Annotated in this window: 19 protein-coding genes; 7 read left to right on the forward strand and 12 right to left on the reverse strand. The window is 64.2% G+C overall.

The genetic code is table 11. The features are described 5' to 3' along the window. The first annotated feature begins 28 nt into the window (after positions 1-28). On the forward strand, positions 29-844 hold the full coding sequence (gene dapB, locus DTX69_RS25545) for a 4-hydroxy-tetrahydrodipicolinate reductase (protein ID WP_119304415.1): 816 nt from the start codon (positions 29-31) through the stop codon (positions 842-844). Between the two features lie 254 nt (positions 845-1098). Here the strand turns inward: dapB and DTX69_RS25550 are convergent, their stop codons facing one another. From DTX69_RS25550 to DTX69_RS25565, 4 genes are all read right to left on the reverse strand, one after another. Next, entirely contained in the window at positions 1099-1584 is a 486-nt protein-coding gene (locus DTX69_RS25550; RefSeq protein ID WP_162917555.1) for a PAS domain-containing protein, read from the reverse strand. An 82-nt stretch (positions 1585-1666) separates the two neighbouring features. Further along, a complete protein-coding gene (locus DTX69_RS25555; RefSeq protein WP_119304417.1) occupies positions 1667-4126 on the reverse strand; it encodes a PAS domain-containing sensor histidine kinase in 2460 nt (819 codons plus the stop codon). A gap of 94 nt (positions 4127-4220) precedes the next feature. Further along, entirely contained in the window at positions 4221-5462 is a 1242-nt protein-coding gene (locus DTX69_RS25560) for a flavin monoamine oxidase family protein (RefSeq protein ID WP_119304418.1), read from the reverse strand. A 270-nt stretch (positions 5463-5732) separates the two neighbouring features. After that, a complete protein-coding gene (locus DTX69_RS25565) occupies positions 5733-6101 on the reverse strand; it encodes a VOC family protein (RefSeq protein ID WP_119304419.1) in 369 nt (122 codons plus the stop codon). Between the two features lie 117 nt (positions 6102-6218). Between DTX69_RS25565 and DTX69_RS25570 the strand changes: the two genes are divergently transcribed. After that, a complete protein-coding gene (locus DTX69_RS25570) occupies positions 6219-7802 on the forward strand; it encodes a zinc-binding metallopeptidase family protein (RefSeq protein ID WP_119304420.1) in 1584 nt (527 codons plus the stop codon). Further along, positions 7799-8608 (forward strand): SDR family NAD(P)-dependent oxidoreductase, encoded by an 810-nt coding sequence (locus DTX69_RS25575; RefSeq protein WP_119304421.1) that lies wholly within the window; start codon positions 7799-7801, stop codon positions 8606-8608. The genes DTX69_RS25570 and DTX69_RS25575 overlap by 4 nt, the downstream gene beginning before the upstream one ends. 23 nt (positions 8609-8631) lie before the next feature. Here DTX69_RS25575 and DTX69_RS30400 read toward each other — a convergent pair whose 3' ends face one another. Together DTX69_RS30400 and DTX69_RS31125 are read right to left on the reverse strand one after the other, a co-directional pair. Next, positions 8632-8997 carry a hypothetical protein gene (locus DTX69_RS30400; RefSeq protein ID WP_162917556.1) on the reverse strand — a complete coding sequence of 122 codons (366 nt, stop codon included), beginning with the start codon at positions 8995-8997 and terminating at the stop codon, positions 8632-8634. A 276-nt stretch (positions 8998-9273) separates the two neighbouring features. Continuing rightward, positions 9274-9516 carry a DUF1127 domain-containing protein gene (locus DTX69_RS31125; protein ID WP_119304472.1) on the reverse strand — a complete coding sequence of 81 codons (243 nt, stop codon included), beginning with the start codon at positions 9514-9516 and terminating at the stop codon, positions 9274-9276. Positions 9517-9676: 160 nt separating this feature from the next. Here DTX69_RS31125 and DTX69_RS25590 point away from each other — a divergent pair, with 160 nt between their 5' ends. After that, positions 9677-11317: a TPR end-of-group domain-containing protein gene (locus DTX69_RS25590; RefSeq protein ID WP_162917558.1), complete on the forward strand. Its 1641-nt coding sequence runs from the start codon at positions 9677-9679 to the stop codon at positions 11315-11317. Between the two features lie 4 nt (positions 11318-11321). On the opposite strand, the gene DTX69_RS25595 is transcribed toward DTX69_RS25590, so the two are convergent. The 5 genes from DTX69_RS25595 to DTX69_RS25615 form a co-directional block, all read right to left on the reverse strand. Then, positions 11322-12248 (reverse strand): DMT family transporter, encoded by a 927-nt coding sequence (locus DTX69_RS25595; protein ID WP_119304423.1) that lies wholly within the window; start codon positions 12246-12248, stop codon positions 11322-11324. Positions 12249-12274: 26 nt separating this feature from the next. Then, a complete protein-coding gene (locus DTX69_RS25600; RefSeq protein WP_119304424.1) occupies positions 12275-13801 on the reverse strand; it encodes a bifunctional metallophosphatase/5'-nucleotidase in 1527 nt (508 codons plus the stop codon). 72 nt (positions 13802-13873) lie between these two features. Further along, on the reverse strand, positions 13874-15106 hold the full coding sequence (locus DTX69_RS25605) for an aminotransferase class V-fold PLP-dependent enzyme (RefSeq protein ID WP_119304425.1): 1233 nt from the start codon (positions 15104-15106) through the stop codon (positions 13874-13876). Between the two features lie 165 nt (positions 15107-15271). Beyond that, on the reverse strand, positions 15272-16417 hold the full coding sequence (locus DTX69_RS25610) for an aminotransferase (RefSeq protein WP_119304426.1): 1146 nt from the start codon (positions 16415-16417) through the stop codon (positions 15272-15274). A 17-nt stretch (positions 16418-16434) separates the two neighbouring features. Further along, on the reverse strand, positions 16435-17127 hold the full coding sequence (locus tag DTX69_RS25615) for an orotate phosphoribosyltransferase (protein ID WP_119304427.1): 693 nt from the start codon (positions 17125-17127) through the stop codon (positions 16435-16437). 127 nt (positions 17128-17254) lie between these two features. Here DTX69_RS25615 and DTX69_RS25620 point away from each other — a divergent pair, with 127 nt between their 5' ends. The 3 genes from DTX69_RS25620 (at position 17255) to DTX69_RS25630 (ending at position 19763) form a co-directional block, all read left to right on the forward strand. Then, positions 17255-18427, forward strand: coding sequence for a patatin-like phospholipase family protein (locus DTX69_RS25620; RefSeq protein WP_284736068.1), 1173 nt, complete (start codon positions 17255-17257; stop codon positions 18425-18427). Between the two features lie 38 nt (positions 18428-18465). Then, positions 18466-19242 carry an enoyl-CoA hydratase/isomerase family protein gene (locus DTX69_RS25625; RefSeq protein WP_284736069.1) on the forward strand — a complete coding sequence of 259 codons (777 nt, stop codon included), beginning with the start codon at positions 18466-18468 and terminating at the stop codon, positions 19240-19242. A 116-nt stretch (positions 19243-19358) separates the two neighbouring features. Continuing rightward, a complete protein-coding gene (locus DTX69_RS25630; protein ID WP_119304428.1) occupies positions 19359-19763 on the forward strand; it encodes a DUF962 domain-containing protein in 405 nt (134 codons plus the stop codon). A 15-nt stretch (positions 19764-19778) separates the two neighbouring features. On the opposite strand, the gene DTX69_RS25635 is transcribed toward DTX69_RS25630, so the two are convergent. Beyond that, a complete protein-coding gene (locus tag DTX69_RS25635; protein ID WP_162917559.1) occupies positions 19779-20189 on the reverse strand; it encodes a PaaI family thioesterase in 411 nt (136 codons plus the stop codon). Positions 20190-20289 lie beyond the last annotated feature (100 nt).

Genomic DNA, 20289 nt, shown 5'->3' on the forward strand with positions numbered 1-20289 from the left:
GCGCCGCGCTCTGGCAAGGGAAGTAGTCATGACATTGGGCATCTGTGTTGGCGGCGTGTCCGGTTGGACCGGCAGCGCCATTGCGCAAGCGGTTCTGGATGATCCGGAGCTCGAACTCTCCGGCGCCGTTGCGCGCAGGTGCAAGGGCAAGGACGCCGGGCAAGTGATCGGCCGCACCGCCATCGGCCTGCCCGTTGTCGACAGCGTCGAGGCTGCGCTCGAGGCCGGCACCAGCGAGGTCTACATCGACTACACGCACCCGAGTTCGGTGAAGGTGAATGTACTTGCAGCACTCAATCGCGGCGTGCCTGCGATCGTCGGCACGTCCGGCCTCTCCGCCGCGGATTATGCGGAGATCGCCGAGGTGGCGGAGGCACGCGGCCTCGGCGTGGTGGCGAGCGGCAACTTCTCGATCACCGCCGCTTTGCTCCAGCATTTCGCGGTGATCGCCGCCCAGCATGTGCCCGATTTCGAGATCATCGACTACGCCAAGTCCACCAAGCCGGACGTGCCGAGCGGCACCGCGCGCGAGCTGGCGGAGCGGCTTGGCGCCATCGCGCCCAGCAATCCCGGCGTGCCGCTCGACAAGATCATCGGCCCCAAGGAAACCCGCGGCGCCAACATCAGTGGGGGCCGCGTCCATTCCGTGCGCCTGCCCAGCTATGTGCTCGCGGTCGAGGCCATCTTCGGCAAGGCGAGCGAGCGGCTCGCCCTGCGGCACGACGCCGGCACCAGCGCTGAGCCCTATGTCAGCGGCACCCTGCTCGCTGCCCGTCGCGTGCGCGAGATCAAGGGCTTGGTGCGCGGCTTGGACACGCTGTTGTTCGGCGAAGCGCAGAAGTGACGCTGCGGCCGGATTACCTTGGAGCCTATGATAACTGAGTCAATCTGGTACGGACTTCGAAACACCGTCTATGCGAAGCGACTGATCTGCTTCGCGAACACCCTGATTTGGTGTCGATGCGCAATGGCATTGGAGAGACGGCGTTGCATTCCTCGCTGTCGAAATTGATGCCGAAGGTGCAGCCTGGCTGCAGGCTAGGGGATTTGATCTGAACGTGAAGAATGAGTTTGGCACTCGCACGGCAGTACTCGCCCCTAGATCACCACCTTCCCATCTTCGCGGTGCGGCAGGTTGCCGGGGATGACGGCGACCATCAGCATCTCGACCTTGGGCGGACTATCGCCGAGGGGGAGGATCAAGGTTTCTTCGGAGAAGTGCTGCCGATCGAACAGGCCGTTCTTGCGGTAGCGGTAGGGCTCGCCGCTGTCGACCACGCGGTCATAGGTCTCCTTGATGAAGGCGACATATTCTTCGCCCGGCAGCTCGTCGAGATAGCGGCCGGTGTAGTCCGTGCCGGAGAGCTCGACGAGGATCGAGCCATCGAGCCGAAAACGATAACGCCGCGGGTCGCGCTCGACGTCGACCAGCGTCACGTAGCCGAGCACGTAGCGGAACTCGACCGGGTCGATCTCTGCCTTGCTCGGGAACAGCCGCGCGCCGCGCTTCTCCAGCCAGTAATCGAGCAGCCGGCGCAGCCGGTCATCTTCGAGCTGCAGGTCAGGCGCCTTGCTCTTCGCCAATGGAGAGAGCCTTCTGGTCTTGCGCAACGACTGAGAGTAGCGCAACGCCGTCGACCCTTAAAGGTGCACGAGACCTGGCTGGCTAAATCGCCACTTCCAGGGAGCAGATCAGGCCATTCGGGTTGTAGTCGAGGTTCGCGTTTCCGCCGCCACCCTGCAACGCACGCTCGATCAGGAAGGAGCCGAAGCCCTTGCGCTCCGGCGGGACCACCAGCGGTCCGCCAAGCTCGCGCCAGGTCAGGCGGACCACTTGTGCATCCTCCTCGCCTGCAACCTCCCAAGTGAGCCTGACCACGCCATAGGCGTTGGAAAGCGCGCCATATTTGACGGCGTTCGTGGCCAGCTCGTGCAGTGCCATGGTGAGCAGGGAAGCGTCCCGCGCGCTGACCCAGATATCCTCTGGCCCTTTGGTGAGGAAACGCGCGCTGTGCTGCGCCTCGAACGGCCGCAGGGCCCGGCGCACGACCTCGTGCAACTCCGCTCGGTTCCATCGTTCCAAGGTCAGCAGGTCCTGGGCGTTGGCGAGTGCCATCAACCGGGCGATGAACGCATCGCGCTCCGCCGCCGGAGCGCCCGCTAGCGTCTGCCGCGCGATCGCCTGGACAGTCGCCAGGATGTTCTTGATGCGATGCTTGACCTCGCCCACCAGCAGCTCTTGTTGCTGCTCGCCGCGCTTGCGCTCGGTTATGTCGCGCACGATTTTCGAGGCGCCAATGATCTTGCCGTCGGCATCCTTAATCGGAGAGACGGAGAGAGAGATATCCACCAGGCCGCCATCCTTGCGCCGGCGCACAGTGTCATAGTGCTCGATCTGCTCGCCGCGGCGGATGCGCGCCAGAATGCCCGGTTCTTCGTCCGCGCGCTCCGGCGGCATCAGCATCGTGACCGGCCGGCCGATTGCTTCCTGCGCCGTGTAGCCGAACAGCCGCTCTGCACCACGGTTCCAGGTTGTGATGACGCCATCAAGGTTCTTGCTGATGATCGCCTCGTCGGAGGATTCGATGATGGCGGCTAAGCGCCGGGCGTTCTGCTCTGTCCGGGCCCGCTGCAGGATCTCTATCTGCGCACTGCGCAAGAGTCGCGCGTTGTCGATAGCAATCGCGGCATGCGCGGCAATGCCGGCGACGATGTCTTCCGCCTCCTGCGTGAATATGCCGGCCTCGTCGTGGCCGAAGAACAGCCCACCCTGCGGCTGGCCGGTTTTCGAAACCACCGGCACCGCCAGATAGCTCGCGACCCGCAATTGGGCCACCTGGGCGCCGAAATCGGGCGCGTCATGCCTGTAGCGGGCATCTTTCCGGATGTCGTCCGACCGGACGGGATTGAGGCCGAGGGAGCCGGGATCGAAGAGTGTGGAATTGCGCAGCAGCTCGATCTTGGCAAATGCCTCACGCGGTGCGCCGCTAACGGCATAGAGCGTGTAGGAGTCGGAATTCCCATTGTCCAGCTTGTAGAGGAACGCGCCGAACCTCGCCCCGACGGCCTCTGTTGCGATGTCGGTTACGGTTTGAACGACATGCTCCAGGTCAAGATTGCTGGAGATCGTCTTGGCGACCCGGTTCAGGAACCTCAGCCGGTCCTGCTGCTCTCGCAAGTCGCGCTGAGCTGCTTTCAAACCCGAAATGTCGAGGATGCTGACCAAGGTGCGCGCGCAGCGCTCGCCCTCGAACGCGATGGTGAGCATTACATCCAGAGGCCGGCCGTGCAGCGTCTGCATGGTCCCTTCGCCCTCGAACCGCCGTTTCCCGTCCCACAACGCCGCCAGTTCTTCGACGAACACGGCCTGCGTCGCCGGCAGGAACACCCGGTTCAGGGACGTGAGCAGGTCGCGCTTCTCAGCCGCTCCAAACAGCTCGAGCGCGTACTCATTCACGTCGGTGATGCGCACAAGCTCCATCGCCCGCATCAATGCATCGGGATCGGCAGCGAAGTGGCCGCGCAGATCCGTCACGCCGCGGCCGCGCAGATCATCGAGCAGCGCTAGGACGTCGGAGAAATCCTCCTCCCACAGTGCCACGCGCGCGCCTTCGAAGATGCCGTGGTAGCGGCTCTCGCTGTCCGCCAGACGCTGCTCGGTTAGCCGCCAGTCGGTAACATCGACCAGCATATTGACGGCGCCGATCAGCGTCCCGCTTTCGTCGCGCAACGGTGTCGGGAACGGCCTGAAGCGAACGCGGCTGCCGTCCGGACGTTCGGCCAGTGCTTCCACGCCTCTGATCGCCCGGTTCTCCTTAATCGCCAGGGCCATGGGGCACTGGTCGTGTGGCATCGGCGTGCCGTCCAGCTGATAGAGCCGCCAAGACCCGCACCAGTAGCTGGAGCCAAGCGGCGGGCGATGGCCCCAAAGGTCAGCGGCTGCATCGTTGTAGTACGTGAGGCGCCCCTGGGCGTCGGTGATATAGATCGCGGCCGGTAGGAGCTCGATCACCTTGTAGAAATCGGCATGGAACGTTGTCGGAATCGCGCTGGCGGTCGCGGCGATGATGGCCCGGTCGAGCGGCTGTTGTCCCTTGACTTTCAAGCTCTTGGCACGGCCACTCATGCACGGATCTCCGGAAGCGCGCCTTCACGACAACGCTTCACGGTAGGTTGGGTTCCGTCAATTCAGCGGCTTCCGCGAAGGCCGCGAACTGTCGTCACTCGCCGCGCAGCGCTGCCAACGCGGCCTCCGCCGCCGCTTCGCCGGTCAGATGCGCGCCGTGGACATCGCCCATGTAGCAATGGTGAACGGCCTCGCCGGCGAAGAACAGGCGGTGCTCGATCGGCAGTCCCAATTCCGCGCGCGCAGCATAGCGTCCAGGTTTGGCGGCGGCATAGCAGCCTCTGATCCAGGGATCGTGATCCCAGTCGGCAAAGACGATCCGATCCGTCACGCACGCCTTCACGTCGTTACCGAAGATTGCCGCAAGCTGCGTCAGTGCGTAATCCGCCGTGGGGCGCGCGCCTTGCGCAGCCAGTTCTTTGGCGAACGGACCATTGAGCATGGCCGTGACGATGTTATGGCCGCCTTCGCGCACCACGAATTCGACCGATTCGGTGGCGCCGAGATCCGGCATGAGCATCATCGAGTCGACATCGCCGAACGGATTCCGCGTAAAGCCGAGCGCGACCTTGTTGCAGCTGCCGAGCGGCAAATCGGCGATCGCCTGCTGCTTCCGGTCGGGCAGTGATGGACTGAAACGGATCACCTCGTTCGCCAGCACGCCGGTGGAAACCGCGATGATCACCGCGCGCGCTTCGATCGTGCCGCGCGGCGTTTCCACCGCAACCCCGTTCCTGCCGCCCCAGGCGATGTGCGTTGCCGGTGTTTCCAACTCAACCGGAATGCCCTGCGCATGGCGCACAATCAGAGCGCCGAAGCCATCCAGGATCGGCCAATCGTCGCCCTCCCAGACATAGCGCGCGAAATCTAGAGCCGAGGATTGCGCAAGCGTCACGCCTTGCTTGGCGATGAAGTTCGCCTCGAAGAAGTCGTGCCATTTGCCGCGGACGGGAAACAGCGCGGAGGCGGGGCAATCATGCTCTCCGTCACCGATCGCGGCGATCTTAGCGAAGCAATCGTCGACATAGGCGAAGCATTCATCATGCTCGGGGCCGGAAAGGATGGCCCGGTTACGCGCGACGCGAAAATCCTCCGGCCCTTGTTTCACGTGGAACAAATAGCGATCGACCAGCGGAGTCAGTGGGTTGAGCGCCGGCGAGTGCAGCCAATGCCCACCGAGATCAACCGGCGCGCCGAGCGTGGCGCTGTCCGTGACGACGCGGCCGCCGATGTGCGGCTTGGCCTCGAGCAGGCGGAACGAGGCGCCCTTGTCCACGAGGCGCCGCGCCGCAGCCAATCCGGCGGCACCTGCGCCGATGATGACGATATCCAGCATAATGAATCTCCCGAATGCATGACGGGCTGCCGATGAGCGGCACCTCCGCCATGCGTCTTGTCCCAAGAAACGCAAGGAGCCGTTCCCAGCGAGGCGCGCCTCGTTCAGGGAATCGCTGCGCGGGAGATCAGGAGATGGACCAGTACAAGGAAGCGGCCTTTTGCTGAGTGGAGCAGTATCTTGGCCAGCCACCGGCGTAGAATCAAGTCATCTGGCAGTACGGCGAGCGGCGCTCAGGGGGCACAAGTCCGTGGCCTTGATGGATCCCGGCTATTGGTGGACCGCTTCGAGCTTGTGGCCGTCGGGGTCGGTCACGAAGGCTGCGTAGTAGGTCGGGCAGTAGTGCGGCCTCAAGCCGGGTGCGCCACTATCGCGGCCGCCCAGACGCAAGGCCGCCGCGTGAAAAGCATCGACTGCGGCCTGGCTCGGCGCTTCGAACGCCAGATGGAAACCATGACCCGGCGGCGATGCCGCAGCAGCCGGGAACAAGGCGAGCTTGTCATTGCCACCGGCTGTGCCGTAGCCGACGCCGTCCGCATTGCTCCAGACGCGGACGTACCCCAACGCCGACAAGACGCCGTCATAGAACGCCGCCGCCAGGTCGAGATCGGCGACGCCGAGTGATACATGGCTGAGCACGTCTGCTCCCCGCGATCTGTCCCGACATTCTTTGCGTGATGGCGAGATGGGTCAATCCCCGCCACTTGTCGCCGCTGACGCAACTCGCCATGCTGCCCACGGACAGGAGATCAGCATATGGACCGATACAAGGAGGCCGTGTTCGCTTGGGTAGATCGCCACATCGGCAATCTCTCGGACTGGAACCAGATCATCTGGCACTACGGCGAAACGGCGCTGCGCGAGTACAAGTCCGCCGCCTGGTATGTCGCACGCCTTAAGGAAGCGGGTTTCGAGGTCGAGGCCGGCACTGGCGGCATGCCGACTGCCTTCCGCGCCACCTGGTCGAACGGCGAGGGCCCGCGCATCGCGGCTTATGCGGAGTACGATGCGGTGCCGGGCAACTGCCAGGCGGCCGCCACCAGCAAGATGCCGCGTGCCGGCCTGTCGCCCCATGCCGGCGGCCATACCGATCCGCACTCCGCATTGGGCATTTCGGCGCTGGGCGGCGTACTGGCCGCCAAGGCGGCGATGACGGAGATAGGGCTCAAAGGCACGATCGTGTTTTTCGGCGAGCCGGCCGAGAAGCTGCGCCTGTCGAAACCGGTCCATGCGGCTAAAGGCTATTACGAGAACCTTGACGCGGCGATCAGCTTTCATCCGACCTACATGCTGCCGCTGGTGAACACGGCGCGCTGGGATACCCATTGCGGCGCCGGGTATGCCTGCATCTACACCTTCGAATGTCCGGAGCCGGAAAGCTGGCTCAGCGACTCGAGCTCGCCGATCCCGGCCAGCCACGTCGCGGCGCGGGCGCCGGGAGCGACCGACGCCTTGTTCCACATGTTCGGGCTAACGAAGCAAACCCAATCCAACATGCTGCCCTTCACCCAGGGCTGGTCGTTGAGCGAGGCGATCCTGACGGCGGGGCAGGCGACGGCGGACAACCTGCCGGCCCAGATCGCCGAGATCCAGTATCTCTGGCGCACGCCCACCATTGAAATGGCGGAGCAGGTCGCACGCGTGCTCGACAACAATGCCGAAGCCGCCGCCAAAGCCGCGCACTGCACCTGGAAACGCACCTGGGTGACCAAATCGCGGCCTGGCCTGCCCAACCATGCGCTAGCCGAGGCGACCTATCGCAACATCGTGCTGGCCGGCGCGCCGAAATGGGGCGAGGAGGCGATTCGCTTGGCGCGGGAGATCCAGAAGGAACTGGGCCTTACGCCGATGGACAAGCCCTATCTCAGCGCCTGCGAGACCACCATCCCTCCTATGGAGGCGGAGATGAAGCTGCGGCAGGATTTGCCGCCGTCGCAGCTCAATTCCACCTCGGACGATTACACCGAATACTGCTGGCACTGCCCGACGGTGCGCTTCTACATCGCGCGACCGATGCTGAAGGCGCCGAAAGGATTCAGCTATCCGGCCTGGGCGATGAATGCCCTGGGCGGCCTGAGGCCCTGCATCGATCCCATGATCCGTACCGCCGCCAAGACCGTTGGGGCGACCATCACGGACCTCCTGTCTAACAGCGAGCTGCTGCGGAACGCCCAAGGGGAATGGCGTCACCGGACCGGCGGCATCAGCGGCAAGGATTGGGTGGCACCCCTGCTGCCCAAGGACTTCCGTGTGCCGCTGGATTTCCGCTGGCCGGAATATGTGACGACAGCGCGCGGCGAAGAATGGTGGATCCCGACGAGAGGGGAGGAACGGTTATGAGCAGCGCAAGCGATCATGGGGGCGACTACGCACCGAACTTCGATCTGACAGGGGCGGTCATGCTGGTCACCGGTCCGGCCCGCGGGCTGGGGCGCGCCAGCACGCTGGCCTGCGCGGCGGCCGGGGCGGACATCGTGCTCGGCCTTCGCGACTTGAGCACCGATGGCGGCCTTGCCGCCGAGATCGAGGGGCTGGGGCGGAAAGTGCTGCCCCTCCAGCTCGACGTCACCAGGATGGATCAGATCAGGGACGGCGTGGCCCGTGCGCTGGACCGGTTCGGGCGGATCGACATCCTGCTCAACAATGTTGGCGTCGGACCGGAAAACCCGGCGGAAAAGGTGATGGAGGCGGACTTCGACTTCACCGTGAACGCCAATCTCAAGGGTACGTTCTTCGTGACCCAGGCGGTCGGCCGGAGCATGATCCAGCGCAAGAAGGGCCGGATTATCAATATGAGCTCCCAGGCCGGCAGCGTCGTCCTGCATGGCGAATCGATCTATTGCATGACCAAGGCGGCGATCAATCACCTGACCCGCTGCCTCGCCTCGGAATGGGCGCCGTACGGCATCACCGTCAATAGCATTGCCCCGACCTTCATCAATACTGACGGGACCGCGCCAGCGTTGTCCGACCCGGACTTCAAACGCAGGACCCTGGCCCACATCCCCCTTGGCCGGATCGGCGATCCCAAGGACGTGGCCGCCGCGATCGTCTTCCTGGCATCGCCGGCAGCATCGCTTATCACCGGCACCAACCTGCTGGTGGATGGCGGATGGTCGGTCGCCGACATGCGATCTGCGCTCTGATCGCGAATCCGGCTTGCCGAAAGTCATAAGAGAGTTTTGAATCCGCGCTGATCTGGGACTCGAAGGCATACCGGTCCAACGGGAGGGGTGAAGATGGCTGCTAAGAAGGCAACGAAGAAGCACGCTGGCAAGAAGGCGGCAAAATCCAGAAAGGCGCGCGTGAAGTCGAAGGCCAAAGTCGCGCGTAGGAAGGTCTCGCGCAAGAAAGTCGCCAAGAAGACCGCGCGGAGGAAAGCCGCCCGGAAAGCGACGCGCAAGTCGGCGCCGAAAAAGAAGGCTGCGAAGAAAAGGGTCGCGAAGAAAAAGACGGCGCGGAAGAGCGCCCCCAAGAAGAAGGCAGCGGCCCGCAAGGCCCCCAGACGGAGAAGGCCGACGCCCAGTCCGGTCATGGCGCCAGAAACGCCCGTGAGCTCGCTGGAACCGACGTCAGGCCCATCTCCCGAAGGGGAGTCCTCGTCGGGTGAAGGCTCCAGCGGCGAGAACACCGCGGGTTAGTGGCTGGGCACTCGGCTAGAGCCATCCATCCGCGACTCGGTCGTGCACAGCTCGCCGAAGGCGATTCGGCGAGCTGTGCGGTAATTCCGGAACTTCGAGGCGGTGCATCCGTCCGACGGGTGGTGTAGCATGTGGCTCCCTCACCAAACCCCGTTTCCCTGCTTCGCCCGTCAGCCATGCCATCTGCCCCCGCGGACGACCATGTCGATGTCGCTGCGGGTGATCCCTATGTCCTTCAAGAGGTAATCGCTGAGGCTCGCCAGATGCTCGGCTTCGCGCCGCGACCGATGGGCGTGCATCAAGCCTTCAAGAAAGGCAAAGATCCTTGTAATCGCCCGTGGGCCTTGCCTGTTGCAAGCGGTTCCCGGCCCTTGTGACGCTGTTGCGTTGAGGTTCGTCATTGTTTCCTCCATCCAAGTTGGAGGCAGGGTAGCGAACCCCCGCAACACTCGCTTGGGCGCCAGTGGGTTATTTCCTGACGGTTTTCTGGTTTTTTGCAGACGAGATCGGGCTTCATCCTTGCCGGTCCGGGCTCCCGGCTCCGATAATCGGCGACCCGACGGGAGGCGGTCAGTGATCTACCGGTTTGCCGATTGCGAGCTGGATACGGGGCGGTACGAGCTGCGCTGCCAGGGCGTCCTTAAGGCTGTCGAGCCGCGGGTCTTCGACCTCTTGCAGTATCTCCTCGAGAACCGCGATCGCACCATCACGAAGGATGAGCTCTACAAGGCGATCTGGCAGGGGCGCTTCGTATCGGAATCCGCCCTCAGCAGCCGGATCAAGGCCGCGCGACAGGCGGTCAACGACACCGGGGAGGACCAGGGAATCATCCGCACCGTGCATGGCCGCGGCTTCCGTTTTGTTGCGGAGGTGGAGCCTGCCGATGGTGATCGGCAGGAGCGCGGTCAGCCTCCTCGCGGGGAGACCAAGGTCTCGGTCGCTGTCCTGCCCTTCGCCAACATGAGCGGCGATCCGGAACAGGAGTATTTCAGCGACGGAATCACGGAAGATCTCACCACCGACCTTTCCAGGATATCGGGCCTGTTCGTGCCCGCGCGCAACTCGACATTCCGGTACAAGGGCGCGGCGGTGGACGTGCAGCAGCTCTGCAAGGATCTGGGCGTCCGCCATGTGCTGGAGGGGAGCGTTCGCAAGGCCGGCGGCCGCGTCCGGATCACGGCCCAGCTGATCGACGGCGAGACCGGTGGGCATCTATGGGCGGATCGCTATGACCGGGACCTTACGGATGTCTTCATCGTCCAGGACGAGATCACGCACCGCATTGTGGAATCGCTGCGGGTGACGTTGCTGCCGAGCGAGCGCAAGGCGATCGAGAAGGTCCCTACAGAGAACCTCGAGGCCTACCAGTACTATCTACGCGGCCGGCAGTTCTTCCATCAGCAGACCAAGAACAGCATGGAGATCGCGAAGCGGATGTTCGAGCGGGCGATCGCGCTCGACCCGAACTATGCACGCGCCTATGCGGGCCTCGCTGACTGCGAATCCGAGCGTTACATGGGCAGCTACGCGGACGTGACGCCGGAAAGCATTCTAGCGGCGAGCGCGCGGGCGCTGGAACTCGACGCGGACCTCGCCGAGGCCCACGCCTCGCGCGGCCTCGCTCTCTCCACCTTGGAGCGCCATGAGGAGGCCGAGCGCGAGTTCAAGGCGGCGATGCGCCTGGACCCGAACCTGTTCGAGGTGCTCAAGTTCTATGCGCGCGCGTGCCAGTCGCAGGGACGGTTCGCCGAGGCCGCCGAATACTTCGAGCGAGCCTGTGCAGCCAGTCCGGACGACATTCGATGCCCGGTCTTGCTGGCTCAGAATTACCGGGACCTCGGCCGTCGCCACGAGGCGGAGGTTGCACTGCGACGCAGCCTTGAAAAGATCGAGCGCGAGCTGCAACGCAATCCCGAGCGCTCCAATGCCGCCGCGCTCGGCGCCGTGGTCCTGGCAACACTCGGCGAGACGGCGCGCGCCAGGGACTGGGCGTCCATGGCGCTGTCGCTGGACCCGGACGATCTGCTCACACAGTACAACACTGCCTGTGCCTATGCTCTGATGGGCCAGGCTGAAGCAGCCATTGATCTACTGGAGCGCGCGATCCCGCGCATCCGCGGCCGGCTCCAGACACGAATCCGGTACGACAGCGACTTCAACTCGCTGCGTTCGCTGCCGCGGTTCCAGGCGCTGTTGAAGATTGTGGGCGGCTGATCACTCACTGCGCTGGTCTTGCCTTGGCGGATTTGCGCAGCTCCGCCCCGATGTTCCACAGGATTGCGGCCAGCACCAGGCCGCCGCCGAAAAAGGTTTCCGGCGCCGGCACTTCGTTGAAGAAGATCCAGACCCAGAGCGGCGACATCGGCACTTCGCTCGCACTGAGCAGGGCGGCCTGGGCGGAGGGCAGGCGGCGCGCGCCCATCGTATAGAGGCCAAGCCCACCGCCCTGCGTCACGATGCCAAAGGCCGCCAGCCAGAGGATATCGGTCACGGTGGCGGTGAACGGGTCGACCATCGGAAAGGCGATGATCGCGGCGGCAATGCCCGACAGCGCCGCCGCTTCCAGCATCGGCACATCGCGGTGGCGGCGCATGATCACCGTCATGACCGCCATGGTGAAGGTCATGAACAAGGCGGCGAGGTCACCCAGGATGTGGCCGCCGCCGAGGCCAGTGGAGCCGCCGACCGTGACGATGACGCCGGCGCCGGCCACCAGGCTACCGATCAGGGTGCGCCGGCCAGCCCGCTCGCGGAACCATAGCCAGGCGAAGATCGCGGTGATGAAGGGCAGGGTGGCATAGATCACCGTCACGTTGGCGACGGTGGTGTTCTGCAGCGCGTAAATGAACGCGATTTTGCCGGCCGCGGAGATCAAGATGAGCGCAATGCCGGCCAGGCTGAAGGCGCGCTGCCAGTCGAAGCCGAAGCGGCGCCGCTCGATCATCGCCAGCACTGCGATCGAGAGGCCGCCGAAGATGCCGCGCCAGAACACGACCACCCAGATGTCGATTGGGACCGTCCGCGCAAAGAAACCGGCGGTGCTCCAGGCCAAAGCGGAGCTCAGCACCAGGGCGATGCCGATTGTGGTGCCTCGGTCGGCGCTGGCGGGGGAAATGGGGTCGGCGGCGCCGGTCTGGTTCGTCATACGAGGGCTTCAGGCTTCCTTGCGCTTTACTGGACCAGCTTGACCCGCCCTTCGACCTTCGGCGCGATCGTGCCGGCCTTGGCGATGTAGGACATCACGTGGTCGGCCAGCAGCGTACCATCCAACTCGCCCAGGATGACGTTGCCCTCGGCGAGCATCGTATAGCCGTCGCCACCCCGCAGCATGAAATCATTGGTCGCGAGCCGGTATGTCGCCTGCCTGTCGAGCGGCTTGCCGGCCACCTCCACCGCGACGACGCGGCTGCCGCCGGGCTTCTTCAAGTCCACCTGCATGGTCAGGCCGGACACCTGCGGGAAACGGCCGGCGCCTTCCTCGACCTGCGCCACACCGTTCTCCAGCGCGGCCAGCAAGGTCGCGCCGGTCACCTCGACCAGCACGGTCTTGTTGCCGAAGGGCAGCTCCGTCAGCACGTCGCGCCGCAGCAGCCCAGTCCCGGCCGGATATTCCTTGTTGCCGCGAATGCCGCCGCCATTGACGATGGCGATATCGGCGCCGATCGCCGCGCGCATCGCGTCGGCGATCAGGTTGCCGATGGCTGCCTCGCCGCCGCGCACGGTCGGGCGCCGGCTGTCGAGCGGCGTCTGGGTCGTGCCGATGGCGACATCCAGCTCCTTGGACAGCTGGGCCTCGAGCTCCTTGGTCTTGGCTGCGGCCGCCGCGCTTGGCTCCACGTTCGCGGTATCGATCAGGCGGAAGTTCGGCCACCACGTGACGCTGCGCCGGCCATTCTCCTCCTCGACATCGATGGCAAGATCGATGGCGGTCACGAACTCGGCCTGTTCCTTGGATTCTGCCAGCAGGGTCTTGCCGTCAAAGAAGATATTGAGGTCGTGATCGTCAGCCGACAGGATCACGTCGGCGGCGCGGCTGTCGAACAAGGCGCGATCCTTGGAGCGCGCCGCATGGGCGACGGCGATCACCAGGTCTGCGCCATTCTTGCGCAGCTGGCCGGCTTCCGCGATGCCGGTTTTGACTGTCGGCAGAAGCACCAGGTCGCCGGGCGAGGACTTTTCCTGCGAATCGTCTGCGGCGAGGCCGACGACGCCCACTTTCACACCGCCGAATTCGAAGACCTTGGTAGCGGCGAAGCCGGGGAGGGGCTTGCCGTCGGGGCCTTGCAGGTTGGCGGCGAACAGCGGGAACTTGGCCTCGCTCATCCGCTGCCGGAAGACATCCGGTCCGAAATCGAATTCGTGATTGCCCGGCACGAAGACATCGGGTGGCGCGATGTTCAGCAGCTCGATCACGTGGCGGCCATGATCGAAACCGGACATCAGAGAGGGCGACAGGGTATCCCCGGCATGGACATAGAGCAGATGCCCGCCCTTCGCACGCTCCTGCTCAACCACGCCGGCCAGCCGTGCGAAGCCGCCGCGCGGGCCGGCGCCTTCCATCTTGTCGATGTCGTTGACCAGCAGGAGTGTGAGGTTGACGGTCTCGGCTTGCGCGGGAACTGCCGCCAGCACAAGCAGGATCGGGCCTACGATCAGGCGCCCGGTGCGACGAAAGATGTGATGTCCATGGTGAAACATGCATCCCTCCCATCGTGATATCGCGATGGGAGTCTTACCCCGGCTGTCGTGACACGCGCAATGTCAGGCTGATTATGCGAGCGCCTGATCCAAAGCTGTCAGCAGCCGATCGATATCGCGATCGTCGTTGTAGTGCGCCAAGCCGATGCGCACCACGCCATCCTCCGCCGTCAACCCCAGCGCCTTGATCAAGCGCGCGGCCCAGAAATCGCCGTGGCCGATGGCGATCTGCCGCGCGTTGAGCTTGGCGACGATATCGGCGGACGAGCGGCCGGGCACATGGAATGCGATGACCGGCGCAAGACGACCGTCGCTGCTCGGCTGGCGGCCGACAATGCGTACCTCGCGGCGCGATCCCAGAAAGGCCGTGATCTTGTCCGCGAGCTTTGCCTCATGCGTACCGATCAATTGATAGACGCGCTGCAGCCGTGCGTGGAAGCGATTGGCCGGCGTCAGCTTATGATGGGCGTGCAGCTTGTCGAAATAGTCCGCAATGCCGACGCACCCGGCCGCGAGCTCGTGATTGGGCCCGCCGGGCAGGAACTTGTACGCGACGTTCTCGTCAGTGATGAAATGGTGGTTCTGGTTGCGCAGCTGCTTCAAGACCTCGCGCTTGCCATAGAGCACCGACTGATGCGGGCCGCACACCTTGTACAGGCTGAAGACATAGAAGTCGCAATCGAGTGCCTTGACGTCGACCGGGAAGTGCGGCGCATAGGCGGTTCCATCGACGAAGGCGAGAGCGCCTGCCGCGCGGATTTTCTTCGCCAGCGCGGGCACGTCATGCACGATCGAGGCGACGTTGGAGCAGTGGGTGAACGCCACCAGCTTCGTGCGCGCGGAGAGAAGCTCGTCCAGAATCTCGTAGCGCAACGCGCCGGTCTTGCGATCCACCGGCCATTCGCGGACGACGATGCCGAACTCCTCCAGGCGGCGCCAAGCGCCGACATTGGCCTCGTGATCCTGCTCGGTCACGATGATCTCGTCGCCCGGCTTGAACTGATGCCGCAGCGCCTGCGTCATCAGGTAGACATGCATGGTGGTGGAGGGGCCGAGCACGATTTCGTCATGATCAGCATTGATGAACTCCGCCATCAGATGCTTGCCGTGCTCGATCCGCTCGGTCGCACGACGCGAGGACGCGAAGTTCCAGTTCGGCTGGACCTGCGTCTCGCTCATATATTCGCGCGTGCTCTCGATCACCTGGCGCGGCACATAGGTCCCGCCGGCATTCTCGACGAACACCCAGCCATCGGCGAGTGGTGGGAACTGCTCGCGCACGAAGGCAGTGTCGAGAGCGGTCATGCCATGGTTTCGATCTGATTGCACCGCTTCTCTTCCGTCATCGCCGGGCGAGGAGCGAAGCGACAAGACCCGGTGATCCGAGTTTGGACGTGCCGCTTGCAGGCAAATTTGGATGGCCGGATCTTCGTTCCGGCCGTGAGGGGGAGAGCCAGTCTGGATGGGTGATCACGATCTTGCCCTCAGGGCCGTGCTGTTGAGTGTTCGCAGGAACCGTGAAACCCGTGCGAGCCCTTCCTCCAGCACAGCGCGGTTGTTCGCGTAGCCGATCCGGACATAGCCTTCCATATCCAAGGCGCTGCCGGGCGTGAACATGACTCCCTCGGCCTCGAGCAGGCGGATGCAGAATTCTTGCGACGGCATGTCGAAATCGTATTTCAGCAGGGCGACCGTGCCGCCTTTTGGCTTCACGTAGGAGATCGACGGTTCCTGCGCCACCCAGCGATCGAGGAATGCGAGGTTGGTGCGCACGATGTCGCGGTTGCGGGCCAGGATGGCGTCGCGATGTTCCAGCGCGATCGAGGCAAAGTGGTCATCCAGCATGCCGACGCTGATGGTGTTGTAGTCGCGGTGGATCGAGACGGCGCGGATCAAGTCGACCGGCCCCACGATCCAGCCCAGCCGCAGGCCCGCCAGTGAGAAGGCCTTGGACATGCTGCCGGTGCTGATGCCGCGCTCATAGAGGTCGGCCATCGACACGGTGAGCTCGTCGCCCACCTGGTCCACGCCGCGATACACCTCGTCACAGAGGACATGCGCGCCGCAGCGGGCAGCCATGTCGGCGATTCGCTGCATCATCGCCCGGTCCATCAGCGAGCCGGTCGGATTGTTCGGGTTGTTGATGGCGATCAGCTTGGTGTTGGGCGTGACGAGGCGCTCGATGTCGTCGAGATCGGGGAGGAAGCCGTTCTCCTCGCGCAACTTGTGGATCTGCACGTCGGCGCCGTAGCTCTCCGGAATCGAATAATGCTGCTGGTAGGTCGGCACCACCGAGATGACGCGATCGCCCGGTTCCACCAGGGTCGCGTAGACCAGCGCGTTGGCGCCGATCGCGCCGTGGGTGATGACGACGTTCTCCGGCGCTTGCCGGGAATAGAGCGCCGCCACATTGCGCCGCAGCCGCTCGGAACCCTCGATGGCACCGTAGGTGAGCTTGAGCGGCAGCAGCTCGTCCACAATGACGGCGCGCTTGTCTGCCATGTCCAGCAGCTGCGCAACGGTCAGCGATTCAACGCACGTCTCAGCCAGGTTGTAGGCGCACTGCGTCTCGTACTGGTTCATCCAGATTTCGACGCCAAACGGCTTGATCTTCATGATGGGCGCTCGCTGGCCTATTCCTTGCTGGCCGGGTTCTTTCCGCCACGCGCCGCGGACCAGGCTTCGGGGTTCTCGAGGAACGAGCGCACGTCCTTCGCCTCCTCCGCGCTGAGGTGGCCGAGATCGCCGGCGACCTGCAGGACATCCCACCAGGTGGCAAGGCCGATGAGGGTGACGCCCTGCGCTTTCAGGTCGTCGAGCGCCTGCGGGAAAATGCCGTAATGGAACACGACCAGCGCATGGCTGACCTTCCCGCCGGCATTGCGGATGGCGTTGATGAAGTTGAGCTTGCTGCCGCCGTCGGTCGCCAAGTCTTCGACCAGCAGCGTCCGAGCACCTTCGGGCAAGACACCCTCGATTTGCGCATTGCGGCCGAAGCCCTTCGGCTTCTTGCGGATATAGGCCATGGGCAGGCCGAGCTTGTCGGCGATCCAGGCGGCGTAGGGAATGCCGGCGGTCTCGCCGCCCGCGATCACGTCCAGGCTTTCCACGCCGATCTCGCGCCAGATTGCTTCGATGGCATGGCCGGTGATCAGCATACGCGCACGGGGATAGCCGATCACCTTGCGGCAATCGACATAGACCGGACTGGCGCGGCCGGACGTCAAGATGAAGGGGTCTTTGGGCCGCATCAGGACGGCGCCAATCTCCAACAGAACGCGCGCGACGGCGGGGCCGGAGGGACCGGCGGAACCCGGGCTGGTCATATTGAGTCTATCTCCCAACGCAAGGTGGGATGGTTCTAGCGGTTGGACCAGTGTTCATGCAATTGTTAACCTACCCTTGGCGGCTTTGCCGCTAGAATGGTCTGGGCTGAATTGAGCTAGGATTTCAATGGCGTCGGCACCGCTCTCTCTCGCGCGCCGCATGCTGTTCGGCAGGAAGGCCGGCCTCGACGGCACGCTCCCGCCGGGCAAACGGCCGTTCCGTGTCCTGTCCATTGACGGCGGCGGGATCCGCGGCATCCTGCCGGCCATGGTGCTGGCCGACCTGGAGCGGCGCACCAACCGGCCGATCATCGACCTGTTCGACATGATCGTCGGAACCTCGAGCGGCGGGCTGATCGCCCTGGCGCTCGCCTGCCCCGGTGAAGGCGGACGGCCGCGTCATACCGCGCGGGACGTCGTCCGAGTCTATGAAGCAGATGGCAAGCGCGTCTTCTCGCGCTCGGTCTGGCACAAGATCCGCGCCGTCGGCAACTTGGCGGATGAGAAGTATCCGAGCACGGGCCTTGAAGAGGTCCTGGAAGGATATTTCGGCGATTGCCGGCTCAAGGATGCCCTATGTGACGTGGTCGTGCCGGCCTACGAGATCGAACGGCGCTTTCCGTTCTTCTTCAAGGTCAGCAACGCGCGCGTGAAGCAGTATTACGACTATCCGATGAAGCAGGTGATCCGCGCTGCCACGGCCGCACCGACCTATTTCGAACCAGCCCGTATCGAGATCGACGGACCGAACGACTATTATGCTTTGGTCGACGGTGCCCTGTTCGCCTACAACCCCGGCATGTGCGCCTATACCGAGGTGCTGCATCGCTTCCCGGATCACGAATCCATCATCATGGTCTCGCTCGGCACCGGCGAGCTGACGCGCCGCTTGCCCTATGACGAGGTGAAAGGTTGGGGCGCGGCGCGCTGGGCGCAGCCGACCTTCGCGCTGATGTGCGATGGCATCTGCGACGTGGTCGACTACCAGCTCCAGCAGCTGCTGCCGCCGACGCCAGGCGGCATGCGGCAATATTACCGTTTCCAGGCGCGGCTCGATGTCGGCAACGATGATATGGACGATGCCAGCAGCACCAACATCCGCGTGCTGAAACTGCTGGCGGAGGACATGCTGCAGGCCAACCGCGCCACACTGAGGCAGCTCTCCGAGCACCTGCTGCACTGGGCGCCGCCCAGGGCCGATGCGCCGCCGCCCAACGTTGCCAACGACCCCATGCCTTCCGGCGATTCGCTCGCGGAGGCGGCGCAAGCGTTCAAGGCCGAGGCAGCAAGCCGTGACTGAATCGTGACGTATCCCAAGGCGTGCGTCGAGGTGCCGTGGTGAGCGTCATTCTGGTCGAGCGCAGCCACTCCGCCGCGTTGGCGACGGTTCGGCTGAACCGTCCGGACAAGCGCAATGCCATGACCTTGGACATGTGGCGCGAGCTCAGGGAGGTCTTCACGCTGCTGGAGCAGGACGTGCAGGTGCGCTGTGTGGTCGTGCGGGGCACGAGCGGTCACTTCGCGGCCGGTGCCGATCTGTCGGAATTCCCGGCCCTGCGCGCGACCGCGGAGCAAGCGGAAACCTACGGCCGTCAGATGGTCGCCGCGCTGACGGCGATCCGCGATTGCCGGCATCCTACGATCGCTGCGATCGAAGGCCTGTGCGTGGGCGGCGGCCTTGAGATCGCGTTGATGTGCGACCTGCGGCTCGGCGCGGCAGACAGCCGCTATGGAGTCCCGATTCAGAAGGTCGGCGTGGCGATGCCCTATCCGGAGCTCGCCATTTTGACTCACATGCTGGGCCGCCCGACCATGCTGGCCTTGCTGCTGGAGGGGCAGCTGCATGATGCCTCCTGGGCGGAACGGCACGGCCTTCTGACCCGAACCGTGGCCGATCTTGAAGCCGAGTTAGCGGCCACAATCGGACGTATCTTGACCGGGTCTCCCGCCTCGCATCGCCACCACAAAAGCTTCACACAACGTGCCGTCGATGTGCTCCAGTCTCTCGATGCAGAGGATATCCGGCGCTCCTATGCGGCGGTGGAATCCGAGGACTATCGGGAGGGAATCGACGCCTTCCTCGCGCGACGGACTCCGAAATTCCCGGGTAATTGAATCTCTGGCAATTGAATCTAGGATTTGAAACATCTGGATTGGACGAAGCGGTCCCTCGAGGTTAAAGTGATTCCAGGGACGGTGGCTCGCCGCCATCGGAAAGGGACGGTGAAGCAATGAAAGAGCTGCAAGAAGGCTTGCGGATGCCCTATCGCGACTTCTGGGTCGCTTATCTGGATGCCCACCGCAAGCCCGCGACCAGAGGGATGCACTATCTGGCGACACTCACGGGTATCGGCGGAGCGGTGTTGGCAGTCTGGCTGGAGTTCCTCTGGTTCATGGCAGGCGGCATCGCTCTCGGCGTCGTCATAGCCGTCAGTTCGCACCACCTGATCGAGCACAACCAGCCGTTGATCCGGGTCAATCCGTTCTATGGTGCAGTGTCGGATCTCAGGATGTGCTGGCTCGCTTTGACAGGCGGGTTGACCGCGGAATACGCGCGGCTCGGGCTTGGCCGGCCAGGACCGAAGGAGCGCGTGGCAACCGTGCCGGCGAGGGACACGGCAGCCCGTCCGGCGTAGCCTCGACGCCTCCTCTCAACCGCGAGGCGTCACGTAGCGGAAGGTTCCATCGCCGCGCGCGATCACGCGGCCATCCTGGCTTTTGATCTCGGCCGTTCCATAGGCGATGGTGCGTCCGCCACCGATGTGCCGACCGATCGCGGTCAGCACGTCGCCCACTTTCGCCTGACCCAGGAACTGCATCGACAACGACAGGGTGACAGCGGGCAGGGCCTTGTCAGGTCCCTGCGCCAAGGCGACCGCGACTCCCGCTGCGGTATCGATCAGAGTGGCGAGCGAGCCGCCATGGGGCACGTTGAGCCGGTTCAGATGTTTGCGTTCCACGGCGAGCTCCAGCTCGCAATAGCCGGTGTCGCGCTTGGTGACGCGATACCCGATCAGCTCGGAATAGTCGCTGCGCGGGTGCTGCCAGTCCATGTCGTTCATCAGTGGTTCACCTGTTGTGACGTGGTCGCGTTTTCGGCGTCGAACCGGCTTCCACTTCGGCGGAAAGCGCTCTTCGAAGTGGTCGCGTTTCTGTCGCCGA

Origin of the sequence: Dongia deserti, assembly GCF_003574735.1 — a bacterium.
GTDB lineage: Bacteria > Pseudomonadota > Alphaproteobacteria > Dongiales > Dongiaceae > Dongia_A > Dongia_A deserti.